Annotated in this window: 14 protein-coding genes; 11 read left to right on the forward strand and 3 right to left on the reverse strand. The window is 50.0% G+C overall.

Annotated elements, in window-relative coordinates; translation table 11 throughout:
- Positions 1-42: 42 nt before the first annotated feature.
- The 3 genes from H6A12_RS08380 to rpsO all read right to left on the reverse strand — a co-directional run bounded on the left by H6A12_RS08380 (position 43) and on the right by rpsO (position 4,483).
- On the reverse strand, positions 43-1,704 hold the full coding sequence (locus tag H6A12_RS08380; RefSeq protein WP_204446802.1) for an AMP-binding protein: 1,662 nt from the start codon (positions 1,702-1,704) through the stop codon (positions 43-45).
- A 220-nt stretch (positions 1,705-1,924) separates the two neighbouring features.
- Positions 1,925-4,036, reverse strand: a complete 2,112-nt coding sequence (locus H6A12_RS08385; protein WP_204446804.1) for a polyribonucleotide nucleotidyltransferase — start codon at positions 4,034-4,036, stop codon at positions 1,925-1,927.
- A gap of 180 nt (positions 4,037-4,216) precedes the next feature.
- Positions 4,217-4,483 carry a 30S ribosomal protein S15 gene (gene rpsO, locus H6A12_RS08390; RefSeq protein WP_204446805.1) on the reverse strand — a complete coding sequence of 89 codons (267 nt, stop codon included), beginning with the start codon at positions 4,481-4,483 and terminating at the stop codon, positions 4,217-4,219.
- Between the two features lie 320 nt (positions 4,484-4,803).
- Here rpsO and pyrH point away from each other — a divergent pair, with 320 nt between their 5' ends.
- The 11 genes from pyrH (at position 4,804) to hisD (ending at position 18,643) form a co-directional block, all read left to right on the forward strand.
- Positions 4,804-5,511: a UMP kinase gene (pyrH, locus tag H6A12_RS08395; RefSeq protein ID WP_204446806.1), complete on the forward strand. Its 708-nt coding sequence runs from the start codon at positions 4,804-4,806 to the stop codon at positions 5,509-5,511.
- A gap of 49 nt (positions 5,512-5,560) precedes the next feature.
- Entirely contained in the window at positions 5,561-6,124 is a 564-nt protein-coding gene (frr, locus tag H6A12_RS08400; protein ID WP_207753209.1) for a ribosome recycling factor, read from the forward strand.
- Positions 6,125-6,194: 70 nt separating this feature from the next.
- Positions 6,195-6,902: an isoprenyl transferase gene (locus H6A12_RS08405; RefSeq protein WP_204446807.1), complete on the forward strand. Its 708-nt coding sequence runs from the start codon at positions 6,195-6,197 to the stop codon at positions 6,900-6,902.
- Between the two features lie 3 nt (positions 6,903-6,905).
- A complete protein-coding gene (locus H6A12_RS08410) occupies positions 6,906-7,733 on the forward strand; it encodes a phosphatidate cytidylyltransferase (protein ID WP_204446808.1) in 828 nt (275 codons plus the stop codon).
- Positions 7,734-7,823: 90 nt separating this feature from the next.
- Positions 7,824-8,978 (forward strand): 1-deoxy-D-xylulose-5-phosphate reductoisomerase, encoded by a 1,155-nt coding sequence (dxr, locus tag H6A12_RS08415; RefSeq protein WP_204446809.1) that lies wholly within the window; start codon positions 7,824-7,826, stop codon positions 8,976-8,978.
- Positions 8,979-8,993: 15 nt separating this feature from the next.
- Positions 8,994-10,013, forward strand: coding sequence for a M50 family metallopeptidase (locus H6A12_RS08420; RefSeq protein ID WP_204446811.1), 1,020 nt, complete (start codon positions 8,994-8,996; stop codon positions 10,011-10,013).
- A gap of 24 nt (positions 10,014-10,037) precedes the next feature.
- Positions 10,038-11,081 carry a flavodoxin-dependent (E)-4-hydroxy-3-methylbut-2-enyl-diphosphate synthase gene (gene ispG, locus H6A12_RS08425; protein ID WP_204446813.1) on the forward strand — a complete coding sequence of 348 codons (1,044 nt, stop codon included), beginning with the start codon at positions 10,038-10,040 and terminating at the stop codon, positions 11,079-11,081.
- Positions 11,082-11,095: 14 nt separating this feature from the next.
- Positions 11,096-15,445, forward strand: a complete 4,350-nt coding sequence (locus H6A12_RS08430; RefSeq protein WP_243415416.1) for a PolC-type DNA polymerase III — start codon at positions 11,096-11,098, stop codon at positions 15,443-15,445.
- Between the two features lie 65 nt (positions 15,446-15,510).
- Positions 15,511-16,722 carry an ATP phosphoribosyltransferase regulatory subunit gene (hisZ, locus tag H6A12_RS08435; protein WP_204446815.1) on the forward strand — a complete coding sequence of 404 codons (1,212 nt, stop codon included), beginning with the start codon at positions 15,511-15,513 and terminating at the stop codon, positions 16,720-16,722.
- Entirely contained in the window at positions 16,719-17,363 is a 645-nt protein-coding gene (hisG, locus tag H6A12_RS08440) for an ATP phosphoribosyltransferase (protein WP_204446817.1), read from the forward strand. The genes hisZ and hisG overlap by 4 nt, the downstream gene beginning before the upstream one ends.
- Complete coding sequence (gene hisD / locus H6A12_RS08445) at positions 17,360-18,643, forward strand: histidinol dehydrogenase (RefSeq protein ID WP_204446819.1); 1,284 nt, start codon at positions 17,360-17,362, stop codon at positions 18,641-18,643. The genes hisG and hisD overlap by 4 nt, the downstream gene beginning before the upstream one ends.
- Positions 18,644-18,655: the final 12 nt, after the last annotated feature.

An 18,655-nucleotide genomic window follows, 5' to 3' on the forward strand; every position in this document is an offset into this window, starting at 1 on the left:
GAATCCCAACGGGATTCAACCTTTTTGTTTGTTTTTTGATGATTACGCGTTGTCGCGTGCACGAATCTCGTTTCGTTTGATTTTTCCGCTGATTGTTTTCGGAAGCTCCGGAACAAATTCGATGATGCGCGGATATTTATACGGCGCAGTTACACGTTTCACATAGTTTTGCAGTTCTTTTTTGAGTTCGTCAGACGGCTGATACTGACTGGTTAAAACGATCGTCGCTTTGACAACCTGACCGCGGATCGGGTCGGGTGCACCGGTAACGGCAACCTCCAAAACGGCGGGATGCTCCATCAAAACGCTTTCAACCTCAAACGGACCGATGCGGTAGCCGGAAGCTTTGATGACGTCATCGGTTCTGCCGACATACCAGAAGTAGCCGTCCTCGTCACAGTAAGCGGTATCACGCGTATGATACATACCGTGTTCCCATACCTCGTTGGTGCGCTGTTCATCCAGATAATAGCCTTTGAACAGGCCGTTCGGCGCACCGTCTTTCGGCGGAAGCACAACGATTTCACCAACAGTACCGGTCGGTACCGGATTGCCGTCCTCGTCAACGATCTGAACGTTATAAAGCGGTGTCGGTTTTCCCATAGCGCCTGATTTCGGTGTTGTACCGCGCAGATTTGCAATCAGAAGAGCGGTTTCTGTCTGACCGAAGCCTTCCATGAGATCAAGACCTGTGACTTCTTTAAAGCGTGTGTAAACCTCTTCGTTGAGCGCTTCGCCAGCTGTTGTGACGTGTTCAAGGGAAGCGAGGCTTTCAGAATCCATTCCTTCTTTGATTAAGAAGCGGAATACGGTCGGCGGTGCGCAGAATGTGGTGATTTTATATTTTTTGATCATCATCAACAGATCATGCGGTACAAACTTGTCAAAGTCATAGACGAAAATGCCTGCACCCAAGAACCATTGTCCATACAGTTTACCCCAAGCCGCTTTGCCCCAGCCGGTCTCCGCCAGCGAAAGATGCAGGCCGTCCGGTCTGACATTATGCCAGTCGTGTGCAGTGATGATGTGATAGATCGAGTAATAATGCGAGTGCATGACCATCTTCGGGTTGCCTGTGGTGCCCGAGGTGAAATACAGAAGCATATCGTCGTTGACATTCGTATCCACACGCTCAAATACAGACGAATATCCTTCGTATTCTGTATCAAAGCATGTCCAGCCTTCTTTTTCACCGCGAACCAGCACTTTGACCGGCAGTGTGCGGTTTAAATACCGTTCTGCTTCTTCAACGTGGTCGCTGATTTCGCAGGTGGCGGTGCAGACGATGCCTTTGACATCGGCCGCCTGAATGCGGTAGATGACGTCTTTTGTAGTGAGAAGATTGGTTGCGGGAATGGTCACCGCGCCAAGCTTGTGAAGCGCCAAAATCGTGAACCAGAATTCATAGTGGCGTTTTAATACGAGCATGACTTTGTCACCTTTTTGAATGCCCTTTGCCCGAAGCATGTTCGCGACACGGTTCGACTCAGCGGAAATGTCAGCAAAGCTGAAAATTCGCTCAGCACCATGCTCGTCGGTCCAGACCATTGCGCGCCGATTTGGTTCCAGCTCAGCAATTCGATCGACCACGTCATAAGCGAAGTTGAAAGAATCCGGGCAGTGGATGTCGAAACGGTTTAATACGCCGTCTGCATCGTAGCCCTCCGTTACATACTTTTGATAAAGGGTGGTTGCGGTTTCCATACTTGTCCTCCATTCTCCGAGGGAATTTCATTCATTAAAAAAATACAATATAGTCCATTATAGGAGAAAAAAATCCGATCGTCAAGTAAAACCGCAGGAAATCTGGAGAAAATGACATGTTTTCTTTTTAGATTTCAGAATCGAGAAGGGAGCAGGGGAATATCATTTCAGAAAAGCAAAAAGCCTCCGAAATTCCGGAGGCTTTTTAAAACACATATGATTATTTCGACTGTTTTGCGGCGATATCAGCCATTGCATCTTTGCGGGAGAGGTTGATGCGTCCCTGTGCATCGATCTCAGTCACTTTGACAAAGATTGTATCGCCAACATTCACAACGTCTTCTACTTTGTTGACGCGGTGCTCTGCCAGTTTCGAGATGTGGACAAGACCTTCTTTGCCCGGTGCGATTTCAACGAACGCACCGAATGCCATCAGGCGGGTAACCTGTCCTTTGTAGATCGCGCCGACTTCCGGATCGTTTGCGATGGAATCGACGATGGACAGCGCACGTTTGACGTTTGCCATATCAACGCCCATGATGACGCAGCTGCCGTCATCCTCGATGTCGATGGTGACGTCACAGTCAGCACAGATTTTCTGAATAACTTTGCCGCCGCTGCCGATGACTTCGCGGATCTTATCGGGTTTGACATAGGTCTGCACAACTTTCGGTGCGTAGACGGAAACTTCCTCGCGCGGCTCGGCGATTGCTTTTGCCATGATTTCATCGAGGATATACAGTCTTGCTTTTCTTGTTTTCTCGAATGCTTCGGAAATGACTTCCATCGAAAGGCCGTCCACTTTGATATCCACCTGAATTGCGGTGATACCGTTGTGTGTGCCGCCGACTTTGAAGTCCATATCGCCGTAGAAGTCCTCAAGGCCCTGGATATCGACCATAGTCTGGAACGAGCCATCCTCTTTGGTGATCAAGCCGCAGGAGATGCCGGCAACCGGTGTGCGGATCGGAACGCCTGCGTCCATGAGTGCCAAAGTAGAAGCACAGATGGAGCCCTGCGAGGTGGAACCGTTCGAAGAGAGCACTTCCGAGACGGAACGGATTGCATACGGGAACACTTCCACGCTCGGCAGAACCGGAACGAGCGCTTTTTCTGCCAGTGCGCCGTGACCAATTTCACGACGACCCGGGCCGCGGCTCGGTTTTGTTTCGCCGACGGAGTAAGACGGGAAGTTATACTGATGCATATAGCGTTTTTCAGTGTTTTCGTCGATGCTGTCGAGCATCTGTGCATCACGGATCGGACCTAAGGTTACAACGTTCAATACCTGTGTCTGACCGCGGGTGAACAGACCCGAACCGTGTACGCGCGGCAGCACGCCTGCCTCAGCAGCGAGCGGACGGATTTCGTTCATGCCGCGTCCGTCGACACGTTTGCCGGTGAACAGCCATTCACGAACGATGTGTTTTTGAAGCTTGTACATGACTTCGCCGAGTGTCGGCATGTATTCTTCAAACTGCTCGCCGAGTGTTTCTTCGATCTCATCAACAATCGGTTTTAAGCGTGCTTCACGGACGTTTTTGTCGTCGGTGTCGAGTGCGTGCTTCACTTTTTCGGTTGCAAGCTCTGCGACTGCCTGATAAAATTCCGGATTTACGCCGACTTTTTCAAATTCGATTTTCGGTTTTCCGATTTCATCCTGCACACCTTTGATGAATGCGACCATTTTTTTGATCTCTTCGTGTGCGGTGCTGATTGCTTCGAGCATTTTGTCATCCGGCACTTCGTTTGCACCGGCTTCGATCATAACGACTTTCTCTGCAGAAGCGGCAACGGTCAAATCGAGATCGGAAACAGCGCGCTGTTCTTTGTTCGGATTCAAAACGATTTCGCCGTCAACCAAACCGACGTTTACGCCGGCAATCGGGCCGTTAAACGGAACATCCGAAATGGAAACAGCAATCGAAGCGGCAATCAGCGCGGTGATCTCCGGTGCGTTGTCCACATCGGAAGCCAGAACAGTGGTGACGATCGAAACGTCGTTGCGCAGGCCTTCCGGGAAGAGCGGACGCATTGGACGGTCGATCATACGGGAAGTAAGAATTGCATTCTCGGTCGGTCGGCCTTCACGTTTTAAGAACGAGCCCGGGATTTTACCGACAGCATACAGTTTTTCTTCGTAGTCAACGGAAAGCGGGAAAAAGTCAACGCCGTCGCGCGGTTTTGCGCTCATGGTGACGTTTGCCATCACAACAGTTTCGCCGTAGGTGACCCAGCACGAGCCGTTTGCAAGTGCGCAGGTTTTTCCGGTTTCCACTTTGAGCGGCCGGCCGGCAAACGTTGTTTCAAAAACGCGATGGTTTTCAAACATGGGGATTCCTCCTTATAATATAAAATAAAAATATCGGAATGCGGCCGCTGCAGGATTAGCACAAAACCCTGTGGTCAAGTGAATTTAACCATACGGTTTAATGCTAAATCTCTGTGTTTTGACCGCATAAATATCTTTTAAGGCAGGCGGCATAAGCCACCTGCCTTAAAGCAGACGAAATTATTTACGGATGCCCAGTTTTGCGATTGTTGCACGGTATCTTTCGATGTCAACCTTTTTGAGGTAGTTCAAAAGATTGCGGCGGTGACCAACCATTTTAAGCAGACCGCGGCGGGAGTGATGGTCTTTTGCATGAACCTTCAGGTGCTCGGTCAAGTCGTTGATTCTTGTGGTCAGAATTGCAATCTGAACCTCCGGCGAACCGGTGTCTTTGTCGTGAAGACGGTTGTTTTCAATAACAGCGGTTTTTTCTTCTTTTCTCAGCATTTGTTTCACCTCTTTATAATGTTGCGGCGTCATAGCAGAGGGTGGGCAAAACTCCCCATTGGGGCTTAATCCCTGAGCCATGGCACGGCACTATGACAGTATATCATACGACAAAAACGTTGTAAAGGGGATTTTTGTGATTTTATAAAAAGTTTCAATAAAAGAGGAAAAGACGGCGATTGTTTTAATTTGGTTTACAAAAAAAGATGCAGATAGTCTTTACAAGAAACGTGCGTTCATGTAAAATATATGGTAAGAAGAATTCGGCGTATCACATCCGTTTTTTGAATAATAGGTAAGAAAGTGAGCGTGTTTTATTTATGGAAATCAAGTATAAACGCATTCTTTTGAAATTGTCCGGCGAGGCGCTTGCCGGTGAGAGAGGATTCGGCCTTGACTATACGGTTATGCGCAACGTGTGCAAGAGCATTCGTGACTGTGCGGCACTCGGCGTACAGATCGGTATCGTGGTCGGCGGCGGCAACTTCTGGCGCGGCCGTTCGAGCGGTGCAATGGATCGTACCCGCGCAGATCACATCGGTATGCTTGCAACCACAATGAACGCACTGGCAGTTGCAGACGTGCTTGAAGAGCTTGGTGTGACAGTTCGTGTACAGACAGCGATTGCAATGCAGCAGTTTGCAGAGCCGTATATCCGCAACCGTGCGGTTCGTCACCTGGAAAAAGGCCGTGTTGTTATTTTCGGCTGCGGCACAGGCAACCCGTTCTTCTCGACTGATACAGCAGCTTCCTTGCGTGCGGCAGAAATCGACGCGGACATCATCTTTAAAGCAACGATGGTAGACGGCGTTTACGACAAAGACCCGAACAAATTTGAGGATGCGAAAAAATACGATCATTTGACTGTCAGCGAAGTCATCGGCAAGAACTTGAAAGTTATGGATTCGACCGCTGCTTCGATGTGCCGTGACAACCACATTCCGCTGCTCGTGTTCAACTTGAACCGTCCGGAAAATATTGTGGATGCGGTTTGCGGAAAAACGGTAGGAACGCTCGTGGAAGGGTAAGCCTTTCTGAATTCTATAGAACAAAAAACAGTATCGGAGGATCATCACAATGGATGCAATTCAGGAAAGACTTTTAAAAACAGAAGAGAAAATGAAAAAATCGGTTGCAGCGCTCGATAACGAATACAAAGCAATTCGTGCAGGCCGTGCAACACCGGCAATCCTTGATAAATTGACAGTGGAATATTACGGCGCGCCGACACGTATCGATCAGATGGCAGTCATCAGCGTTCCGGAAGCACGTCTGATGGTCATTCAGCCGTGGGATCCGACCACGCTCAACGCAATCCAGAAAGCAATCCTTGCTTCGGATCTCGGCTTGAATCCGGCAAACGACGGTAAAGTGCTGCGCATTGCGTTCCCGCCGCTCACCGAGGAACGCCGCCGCGAGATCACAAAAGATGTTTCGAAATATGCCGAAGAGTGCAAAGTGGCAATTCGCTCACTGCGCCGCGATGCAAACGAAAAACTCAAAACACTCAAGAAAAATTCGGAGATCACCGAAGATGAGCTGAAAATCGGCGAAGAGAAAGTTCAGAAACTGACCGATAAATATGTGAAGATCGTGGATGAGCACGCAAAAGAAAAAGAAAAGGAAATCATGGAAATCTGATTTTGCGCGGGAGAATCAATCTTCTCCCGCTTTTTTGTGAGATTTCCCTTGCGGAGGATTTTTATAAAGAATGAAACAAGAACGGATTTTACCGCAGCATATCGGGCTCATTATGGACGGAAACGGCCGCTGGGCAAAAAAACGCGGACTGCCGCGTCAGGCGGGGCACAAAGTCGGCGCCAGCACGTTTCAGAAAATTGTGCGTTACTGCAACAAAATCGGTATCCGCTACTTAACCGTGTATGCGTTTTCGACGGAAAACTGGAAACGGCCGGCTGAAGAAGTGGAAGCGATCATGAACTTGCTCCGAAGCTTTTTAAAAGACGCCAAAAATCACCGCGCAGAGAATGTCAAAACGCATTTCATCGGTGATCGCTCGATGCTCGCACCCGATCTTCAGGAGCTGATGGCCGACTGCGAAAAAGAAAGTGAGTCCTTTACGGGCCTTACATTAAATATCGCAGTGAATTACGGCGGCCGGGATGAAATTGTTCATGCTGCAAAGCAGTTTGCAAAGGATGCTGCGGCAGGCAATATTTCGCCGGATGCGCTCGATGAAACATTGTTTTCTTCGTATCTTTACACAAAGGATCAGCCGGACATTGACTTGATTATCCGTCCGAGCGGCGAGATGCGGCTGTCAAACTTCCTGCTGTGGCAGGCGGCCTATGCGGAATATGTATTCATGGATGTTCTGTGGCCGGACTTTAACGAAAAATATCTCGAACAGGCGCTTTCAGAATTTGCAAACAGAAACCGCCGGTTCGGAGGAGTGTGACGCATGAAGCAACGTTTATTGACTGCGGCGATCGGAATTCCGCTGTTTTTTGTCGTTTTGTTTTTCTATGCAACGCCGGTATTCAACGGCGCACTGTCGCTGATTCTCGGTATCGGCGTGTATGAGCTGCTGCAAACTGCACAGTACGGACGAAAAAAGGTGATTACCGTCACTTGTGTGTTGTTCGGCGTGCTGCTGCCGTGGTTTGAACTGCCGGTATTAAAGCCGTATCGTGTGATTTTGCTGTTTTTGTTTGCGGCTGTTTTGATGGCGGCGCTGTTAAAATGGCACGATGAAATTCGTATGGAACAAATTTCACAGCTGTTTTTCGTGTCGGTTGTTTATCCGATTGCGCTGACAACGCTTGTGTATATCCGCGACAGCTTCGATACCGCACACGGATTGTTCTATACCGTGCTTGTGTTCTCGTGTGCGTGGGCTGCTGATGCGGGCGCATATTTTGCCGGACGCTTTTTCGGCAAGCATAAAATGTCGCCGAAAATCAGTCCGAACAAAACGATCGAAGGCTTGATTGGCGGCGTGATCACCAGCCTTTTGTTTGCTGTGGCGATTTCTGCTGCGTTTTCAGCAATCATGGCAAGTCAGAATGTGGCGGTTTCGATCAACTATCTCTCTCTGCTTGGTGCAACACTGCTCGGTACAATGGTCGGTGTGTTCGGAGATTTGGTTGCATCCGTGATGAAACGGCAAAACGGCATCAAAGATTACGGTACCATCATGCCGGGACACGGCGGCATTGTCGACCGGTTTGACTCCGTATTTTTCGTCGCACCGGCAATTTTTGTATGGCTGCAATTTTTTATGATCTAAATACACGAAAACTTCCCGTTTTGTCTGCGGGAAGTTTTTGTCTATCGTTCGTATTGTTTTGATATCAGCAAGAAAGCGTGAGAATATAACATGAAACAGATTTGTATATTAGGATCAACCGGATCGATCGGTACGCAGGCGATTGAAGTCTGCCGTCATCAGGGATTTCGTGTCTGTGGTCTGGCGGCGAATCGGAATGCCGAACTGCTGGCTGAACAGGCAAAAGCGTTAAAACCGGATATGGTCTGCATTTTTGACGATTCGCAGTATGCGAAACTCAAAGAACTGCTGAGCGGGGAAACGATCGAAATCGTCACGGGAATGGATGGCCTTTGCGCACTGGCATCAATGGAGCAGAGTGACATCGTTTTAAACGCCGTTGTCGGTATGGTTGGATTGGAACCGACACTTGCCGCGATCCGTGCGAAAAAGACGATTGCGCTTGCAAACAAAGAAACGCTCGTGACGGGCGGACAGCTTGTCATCAGCGAAGCCAAAAAGTACGGCGTCCGCATCCTGCCGGTTGACAGCGAGCATTCTGCGATTTTTCAGTCGCTTCAGGGAAACGAGCAAAATCGCGTGAATAAAGTGATTTTAACTGCATCCGGCGGACCGTTTTACGGAAAAACGACAGAAGAATTAGAAAACGTGACAGTGGAGCAGGCACTTCGTCATCCAAATTGGTCGATGGGTGCAAAAATCACCATCGATTCGGCTACACTGATGAATAAGGGACTCGAACTCATCGAAGCATGCTGGCTGTTTTCACTCCCGCCCGAGCAGGTGGAGATCGTTGTGCATCGGGAAAGTGTGATTCATTCGCTTGTCGAATATGAGGATCATGCGGTGATGGCGCAGCTCGGCGTACCGGATATGAAAGTTCCGATTCAATATGCGCTGACTTATCCGGAGCGCAAAAACTGCGAAACTGCGCCGCTTTCCCTGACGAAATACGGCACACTCACTTTCTCCGAGCCGGATGAAGATACATTTGTGTGCCTAAAAGCGTGTAAAGAGGCCATTCGCCGCGGCGGATTATATCCGACGATTGTAAACGGTGCAAATGAGCAGGCAGTGGCGCTCTTTTTGGAGGGGAAAATTCGGTTCCTCGATATCGGCCGGTTGGTCATGGATTCGCTTTCCTTAAAATATGATATGGAGAGCTTTGATGTTTCCGATATTCAGGCGGCGGATCTGCTTGCAAGAGAATTTGTGCGGATTCAGTGCCTGAACGCATCGAAATAAAGGAGGCAGGTTTCATTGCTAGCAATCATTTATACCATTTTGATTTTCGGCGTACTCATTTTTGTTCATGAACTGGGTCATTTTCTGGCGGCCAGACTTTCAGGCGTGACAGTGCTTGAATTTGCAATCGGCATGGGTCCTGCGATTTTTAAAAAGCAGGGAAAAAAGACGCTTTACTCGATTCGTTTGCTCCCGATCGGCGGATATTGTTCGATGGAAGGGGAAACCGAGGAATCGGATGCGCCGGGTGCATTTAAAAAGGCAAGCAAACCGCGCCGTGCGATTATTCTGGCGGCCGGTGTGACGATGAACTTTTTAGTGGGCTTTTTGCTGATGCTCACTACGTTTATCGGAACGGAAGTGTATTCCACCAAAACGGTTGCGGAATTTAACACCGCCGATGCACTGTCGAATCAGACGGGACTCATGGTGAACGATACGGTGCAAAAGGTCAATGGGACGACGATTTTCACTGCAAATGATATTGTGTTTGCACTTCTGCGTGATGATGACGGCATTGTGGAAATGGATGTACTGCGTGACGGAAAAACTGTCCATCTGTCCGGTGTAGAATTCAAGGTTTCCGGTGAGGGCGAAAACCGCACGCTTGATCTTGATTTTAAAGTATACGGCGAAAAAGCAAGCTTTTTGGGCGCATTTTCACAGGCACTGGACGGCACGATTTCGCTGGTGCGCAACACGTGGGTGTCGCTTGGCGATATGGTGACAGGCCGTGTTGGCATTTCGGAACTTTCGGGTCCGGTCGGCGTCGGCGAAGTGGTTTCGCAGGCTGCACAGATCGGATGGCAGAGTGTGATTATGATTGCGGCATTTTTGTCGATCAGCTTGGGTATTTTTAACTCGCTGCCGATTCCCGCGCTCGACGGCGGCCATTTGCTGCTGCTGTTAATCGAAGCGATTCGCGGAAAGCCGCTCAATCAAAAGCTTGAGGGAATTCTCACGGTGATCGGATTTGCGTTTTTTATTTTATTGTTTATTGTTGTCACGATAAGCGACGTGATCAAACTGTTCTGATTTGATAAAGAAGGGATGAGGAAGATGCGGACAGTCAAACAGGTAAAGGTCGGAAATCTTACGTTGGGAGACGGAACCGTTCGGGTGCAGTCGATGCTGTCGGTTCCTGCACATGATATCGAGGGGAATATCCGTCAGGCAAAGGCGCTCGAAGCGGCCGGCTGTGAGATCATTCGCGCAGCTGTGCCGGACATGGAAGCCGTTTCGCTGATCAAAGCGCTGAAAGAAGCGATTTCGATTCCGCTGGTGGCAGATATTCATTTTGACTATCGGCTGGCGATTGCGGCGGTGGAAGCAGGCGTTGATAAAATCCGCATCAATCCCGGAAATATCGGCGAGGACAGCCGCGTCAAAGCGGTAGCTGATGCGTGCAAAGCGCATGGGGTACCGATTCGCATCGGCGTGAACGCCGGTTCGCTTGAGCCGCATATCTTGGAAAAATACGGTGCGCCGACGGCGGATGCACTGGTGGAAAGTGCACAGTATCATATCTCACTGCTTGAGCGGTATGATTTCGATCAGATTGTCGTGTCGATCAAATCGTCGAACGTAAAAACGATGATCGAATCGTACCGGAAGCTTGCCGCTGTCTGTGATTATCCGCTGCACTTAGGCGTGACCGAAGCAGGTACAACGCGTATGGGTATCATCAAAAATGCAATCGGTATCGGCAGTCTGCTCACAGACGGCATCGGCGATACGATTCGCGTGTCACTTACGGCCGATCCGATTGAGGAAATCAAAGCCGGATATGATATTTTGAAAGCGGCAGGTGTGCGCAGCCGCGGGGTGGAAGTCATTTCATGTCCGACCTGCGGACGCACACAGATTGATTTGATCTCGCTTGCAAAACAAGTGGAAGAAGCGCTTTCTGACTGTCAAAAGTCAATCCGTGTGGCAGTGATGGGCTGCGTCGTCAACGGTCCGGGCGAAGCGCGCGAAGCGGATATCGGCATTGCTGGCGGAAAAGGCTGTGCAATGCTCTTTAAAAAGGGCGAGATTTTGCGCAAGGTAGAAGAAAACGAAATTGTTTCCGCACTGCTTGCGGAGATTGAACGAATGGAATAAAGGACAGAGCGATTTTGGAAAAACAGTTTGTATCGGTTTTCGGACCGTATTTAACAAAAGAATATGATCCGGCACTTTTGCACGCGCAGCTTTTGGAATTGGACGTGGGAAAGGAGTCACGCGATCTGATCGTGACAATCCGTCCGCAGACATTGCTTTTAAAGCAGATAATCTTTTCGGCGGAGCAGGAATTGGCGGAAGCGCTTCAGTTAAAACAGTGCCGGGTCAAAACAAAATATACGCCCGATCAATTCACGGAACACTATTTTCCGGAAGTGGTCTGTGCATTGAAACGCTCGGTTTCACTCATCAACGGCTATTTTGATGGTGCAGGATGCACGTTTTCTGACAATATGCTGACGATCACACTGCGTCACGGCGGTGCAGAGCTTTTGGAAAAATGCCATGTCCGCCGAGAAATTGCATCGTTTATTTTCGATGAATTTTCGTTCCGGCCGGAGGTGTCGTTTGACGGTGTGCTCGAAGCGGAGCAGGTGGAACTGCCGGCGAATACGGCGGTGCTGGATGATGATATTCCGTTTCCGATGGATGCGCCGCCTGAAAGTGCATCGCCTGCTTCTTATATGCCGCCTCCTCAGATGGAGCGGCCGCGTTCTGCACCAAAGCGTGAAAAGCGCATGAAGCTCAATTTTTCGAATCTGCCGATTTCGTGCAAGGATGCAAGCGTGCTGATTGGACGGAATATCGCAGAAGAACCGATTTTACTGTCGGAGGTCAATCAGGAGAGTGGACGAGTGGTTGTCTGCGGCGAAATTTTCGCTGTGGATCAGCGGTATAACCGGGACAATACGAAAATTATTATGTCGGTGAGTTTTACAGACTACACCGGTTCGAATACGCTTAAAATTTTTGACGATGTCAAAAACGAAGAAAAATACGCGAAGCTTAAAAAAGGCGCGGCAATTTTGGTGCGCGGCGAGGCGTCGTATGACAAATACGACCGCGAAGTGGCAATTCGTCCGTTTGACATCATGCTGCTTGAAAAAGAGCCGCGTATGGATCACGCCGAAGAAAAGCGTGTTGAACTGCATTTACATACGATCATGTCTGCAATGGACGCGACGACTAAGGTAGATGAGGTCATTAACACCGCATACCGTTGGGGACATAAAGCAGTTGCAATCACCGATCACGGTGTTGTGCAGGCGTTTCCCGATGCAATGAATGCGGTCGATGCCATCCGCAAAGACGGCGGCGAGTTCAAAGTGATCTATGGCGTGGAGGCGTATTTTGTAAATGATGCGGTCGAGATTGTCAAAGGGGAGCAGGACGCACCGCTTGACGGTGAGTTTATTGTGTTTGATACCGAGACAACAGGTTTGAGCGCCGCAACGGAGCGTATGACGGAAATCGGCGCGGTTTTAATCAAAAACGGTGAAGTCGTGGACACATTCAATACGTTTGTGAATCCGAAAAAGGCGATTCCGCCGAAAATCACCGAATTAACCGGCATCACGAACGAAATGGTCAAGGACGCACCGGAGGAAGCAGAGGCGCTTTCATCGTTTCTTGATTTCTGCGGCGACCGGATTCTGATTGCGCATAATGCACCATTTGATATGGCGTTTGTGCAGGCGGCGGCCGCACGGAGCGGGATTTCGCGTCCGTTTACGTCCGTCGATACCGTGCCGCTCTGCCGGAATCTTTTGCCGGAGTTAAAAAAGCACAAATTAAACCTCGTGGCGGAGCATTTAAAGCTCGGCGATTTTAACCATCACCGTGCATCGGACGATGCGAATATGCTGGCGGCGATCTTTTTAAAGCTGTGCGAAAAATTGCGTAATGAACGCGGCGTTACGACGATTCAGCAGATCAATACGGCGTGTGCCGGCGTTGATGTGAAAAAAGCGCAGAGCTATCACCAGATTCTGCTCGTGAAAAACGCGCAGGGACTTAAAAACTTATATAAGCTTGTGTCGTTTGCGCATTTGGACTATTACTATAAACGGCCGCGGATTCCAAAAAGCGAGCTGATGAAGCATCGCGAAGGACTGCTTGTGGGCAGTGCGTGCGAGGCGGGCGAGCTTTACCGTGCAATTTCGGCAGGAAAGCCGTGGGCGGAGCTTTGTTCGATTGCGAAATTTTATGATTACTTGGAAATTCAGCCGACGAAGAACAACTTCTTCATGATTCGAAACGGCATGGTCGAGAGTGAAGAACAGCTTCGTGAGTATAACCGCACGATCATCAACCTCGGCGAAAAACTGGGGATTCCCGTTGTGGCAACGTGCGACGTTCATTTTATGAACGAAAAAGATGCCATTTTCCGTGAGATTCTTTTAACCGGCATGAAATTCTCCGATGCGGCAGAACAGCCGCCGCTGTTCTTTCGGACAACGGACGAAATGCTTGCGGAGTTTTCCTATCTTGGAGAGGAAAAAGCACGGGAAGTGGTCATCACAAACCCGAACAAAATCGCCGATCTCATCGATCCGGAGGTACGGCCGATTCCGCGCGGTACATTCACGCCGAACATCCCCGGCTCTGACGAGGATATCGCACGGATCACCTGGGATCGCGTACACGAAATTTACGGTGATCCTGCGCCGGAGCTCGTGGAAAAACGACTCACCCGCGAACTCGAATCGATTATCAAACACGGATTTGCCGTGCTTTATATGATTGCACAGAAGCTTGTGGCAAACTCGGAGGCAAACGGCTATCATGTCGGTTCGCGTGGATCGGTCGGTTCGTCGTTTGTGGCGATCATGGCAGGTATTTCGGAGGTAAACCCGCTGCCGCCGCACTACGTCTGCCCGAAATGCAAACACAGCGAATTTATCACGGACGGTTCGGTCGGCTCGGGCTTTGACCTGCCGCCGAAAGATTGTCCGAACTGCGGCACAAACATGAACCGCGACGGACACGACATTCCGTTTGAAACGTTCTTAGGCTTTGACGGTGATAAAGCGCCGGATATCGACTTAAACTTCTCCGGCGAATATCAGTCGCGTGCGCATCGCTATACGGAGGAATTGTTCGGCAAGGACCACGTGTTTAAAGCAGGTACCATTTCGACCGTTGCGGATAAAACGGCATACGGTTATGCGATGAAATATCTCGAAGAAACCGGCAAGCATGTCCACCGCGCAGAGGAAAACCGTCTGGCAATCGGATGTGCGGGCGTGAAACGGACGACCGGTCAGCATCCGGGCGGCATGGTCGTTGTGCCGTCTGATTATGAGGTGTATGACTTCACACCGGTACAGCACCCGGCAGATTCAAAGGAATCGGGCGTCATTACAACGCACTTCGATTTCCATTCGCTCCACGATACGATTTTGAAACTCGACGAGCTTGGACACGATGTGCCGACGCTCTACCGCCATTTGGAAGATTTAACAGGCATCATGATCGCAGACGTTCCGCCGATGGACGAAAAGGTCATCAGCCTCTTTACATCGACCGAGGCGCTGGGCGTTACTCCCGAAGAAATCCACAGTGAAACCGGTACGCTTTCGCTGCCGGAGATGGGTACAAACTTTGTGCGCCAGATGCTTATTGACGCGCAGCCGAAGAAGTTTTCCGACCTGCTGCAGATTTCGGGTCTTTCCCACGGAACAGACGTGTGGCTTGGCAATGCACAGGATTTGATCCGCGATAAAGTTTGTACGATTTCCGAAGTGATCGGTACGCGTGACAGCATCATGACATATCTGCTCCATAAAGGGCTCGAGCCGAAAATGGCGTTTAAAATCATGGAGATCACGCGTAAAGGCAAGGCACCGAAGCTTTTAACCGAGGAACATTTTGCCGCGATGAAAGAGCACGGCGTACCGCAGTGGTATGTCGACAGCTGTATGAAAATCAAGTACATGTTCCCGAAAGCGCACGCGGCGGCGTATGTCATTGCAGCGTGCAAGCTCGGTTGGTTTAAAGTGTATCATCCGCTGCCGTATTATGCGTCGTTTTTCACGGTACGCGGCGGCGACTTTGATGCCGAGAGCGCCGTGCAGGGAAAAGAGGTCGTGCAGATGCGGCTTGAGGCATTGCGCTTAAAAGGAAACGACCGCTCCGTCAAGGAAAACGACACATATGTCACCTTGCAGATCATCAACGAGATGCTCTGCCGCGGATATTCGTTTTTGCCGGTTGATCTGTATCGTTCGCATGCAACCGATTATCAGATCGAGGACGGAAAAATCCGCCTGCCGTTTACGGCGCTAAAAGGCGTCGGCGAAGCGGCTGCAAGAGGACTGCAGGAGGCCGGTACACAGGGAACATATATCTCGGTTGATGAGATTCAGGAGCGTTCGGGCGCTTCGAAATCGGTCATTGAGATGCTCGAAGAAGCCGGTGCATTAGAGGGTCTTCCGAAAACGAGTCAGATGACGTTCTTTTGATTGACAGCAGCGCTGTTTTGTGTTATCATGTTATCACGTTACTACGATAAAGCGGAGGCGACGATATGCCAAGATATAATTTAATTACGCCGGAAGGAACGCGCGATTATTTGTTTGAGGAAGCTGCGGCGATCCAAAAGACGGAGCAGACGATTCATCATCTGTTTGAAGCACGCGGATTTTCGCGTGTGATCACACCAGCGATTGAGTTTTTGGATGTCTACAACGAAAACGGACATAGCATTCCGGTGGAATATATGTATAAACTCACCGACTATAAAGGACGATTGATGGTGATTCGTCCCGATTCGACGATGCCGATTGCACGGCTTTGCGCTACCCGCCTGCGGGATGCCGCACTGCCGCTGCGGCTTTACTACAGCCAGTCGGTGTATGCACAAAACCGCGTGCTGGCAGGCAGACGCGATGAAGTTAAGCAAAGCGGTGTGGAACTCATTGGCGCAGAAGGACTTCGTGCCGATCTTGAAATGGTGTCGCTTGCGGCAGATGTGCTCAGTGGGTGCCATTTAAAGCCGTTCCGCATTGAAATCGGACATATCGGCATTTTCAATGCACTTGCCGATGCACTTCATATCGACGAAGTCGAGCGGGAACAGATAAGACTTTATATTGAATCGAAAAACTATCCGGCGCTTGACGATTATCTCGTTCGGTTCGGTGATTCGCACGAGGCGACAGTGCTTCGTCAGCTGCCGCGGCTGTTCGGCACCGCACAGGTGTTTACACAGGCGCAGACACTGCTTGCAGGGACAAAAGCGGAAGAAACGCTTTCCTACTTAAAGAAACTGTATGAGCAGCTTTGCCGGATGGACTGTGGTTCGATGGTGAGCGTTGATCTTGGTATTGTAAACCGTACCGATTATTATACCGGTATTGTATTTAAAGGCTATATCGAAGGACACGGTGAAGAGGTGCTTTCCGGCGGACGATATGACCGGCTGGTCAAGCAAAACGGCGCGTATGTGCCGGCGATCGGATTTGCGGTGAATATTGACGCAGTGGCACACGCGATCAATCAAAAGGAGCCAATCGCGCGCGCACATGCCGATGTGCTGATTGTTGCAAAAGATGAAGAGGCACTTCCGCATGCGTTCGAATTGCTCTCTCGTTATAATGAATGGGGAAAAACGGCGGAATTTTTCTGTGACGATGCAGAGAAAGCACGCGCGTATGCGACACTTCGTGGGATTCCCAAAATTGTGTTTCTCAAAGAGGGTCAAAGTGAAGAAGTCAGTGCAGAGGAGGCGTCAAAATGAAACCGATTCGAATTGCGCTCACAAAAGGACGGCTTGAAAAAGATACCGTCGCATTATTTGAAACGATGGGATTTGACTGCACCGCACTGCATAACAAAGGCCGGCGGCTGATTCTGCCGATTCCCGATGCAAACATTGAGGTGGTGCTTGCAAAAGCCGCCGATGTCATTACCTACATCGAACATGGTGTGTGTGATGTGGGCGTTGTCGGAAAAGACACGATCATGGAATATGGCGGCTCGTTTTTCGAGGTTGCCGATTTGGGATTCGGTGCATGCCGGTTTGCACTGGCAGGAAAAAAAGGCGACGATTTTTATGCGGGATATGCAGAGAAAACGATTGCCACCAAATATCCGAATGTGACGCGCCAGTTTTTTGAAAAGAAAAACATGGATGTGAATATCGTCAAAATCGAGGGCAGTGTGGAGTTGGCGCCACTTTTGGGACTGGCGGACGCGATTGTCGATATCGTGGAAACCGGTTCGACACTTAGAGAAAACGGGCTTGAGGTATTTGAAGAGGTTGCGCCGATTTCAGCGCGCGTAATCGTCAACACCGTCAGCATGAAGCTCGATCAGCAGACAATCGAAACGCTCATTGGCAATATGGAGCGGGCACGTAAGGGGGAAGAAGTACGATGATTTCCATTATCAATGTAAACGGAACAGATGAAGTTACCTTTTTAAACCGGCTTTCCGAGCGAATCGGTTCGGTGAATGAGGAAGTCACTGCCGCAGTCACGCAGATTCTGCGGGATGTGAAAGCCCGCGGCGATGAAGCGGTGGCGGCGTATACGAAAAAATTTGACGGACAGCTGCCGCCGTCGTTTGAAGTCAGCCGCGACGAAATTAACGACGCACTGACAGAGGCCGACCCGGCATTTGTGGATGCAATGCTTAATGCGGTTGCAAACATCACAGAATTCCATAACCGCCAAAAACAGCAGAGCTTTATCGATGCAAAGCCGAACGGTGTGCTGATGGGACAGCGGATTCGCGGATTAAAACGCGTGGGTCTGTATGTGCCGGGCGGTACGGCGGCATATCCGTCGTCGGTGCTGATGAATGCGATTCCGGCAAAAATTGCGGGCGTTGAGGAAATCATCATGGTGACGCCGCCGCGCAAAGACGGCACAGCAAATCCGGATATTCTTGTGGCAGCGGCATTGTGCGGTGTAGACCGTGTCTTTTTGATGGGTGGTGCACAGGCGGTCGCAGCGCTTGCATATGGTACGGAGATGGTGCCGAAGGTGGACAAAATCGTGGGGCCGGGCAATATCTTTGTGGCAACGGCGAAAAAATTGCTGTTCGGCGAAGTCGATATCGATATGATTGCCGGTCCGAGCGAAATTTTGATTCTGGCGGACGAAACGGCAGAGCCTTCGTATCTGGCGGCTGACCTCATGAGCCAGGCAGAGCACGACAAACTCGCTTCTTCGATCCTGGTGACCACTTCGGCGGAGATTGCGCAAAAGACAAAAGAAGAACTTGCCCGTCAGGTGCAGACGCTTTCCCGCCGCGAGATCATCGAAGAATCACTTCAGAGATTCGGCGCGATTTTCGTGTGCGAAACAACCGATCAGGCAGTGGAGCTGGCAAACCGGCTGGCACCAGAGCACTTGGAAGTCATGATGGCTGATCCGGTGTCGTATATCGGAAAGCTTGACAATGCGGGAAGTGTATTCCTCGGGAAATATTCGCCGGAACCGCTCGGTGACTACTATGCAGGCCCGAACCACGTATTGCCGACCAGCGGAACAGCACGCTTTTTCTCGCCGCTTTCCGTTGACGCTTTTATCAAAAAATCAAGCTATATTTACTATACACAGGAAGCACTTGCAAACGCAAAAGACGATATTATCCTACTGGCGGAAAGAGAACGGCTGACGGCGCATGCCAATTCCATCCGTGTCCGCTTTTGACCGTGAAGTTTG

The organism is Merdimmobilis hominis, from assembly GCF_016901855.1.
GTDB lineage: Bacteria > Bacillota > Clostridia > Oscillospirales > Ruminococcaceae > Paludihabitans.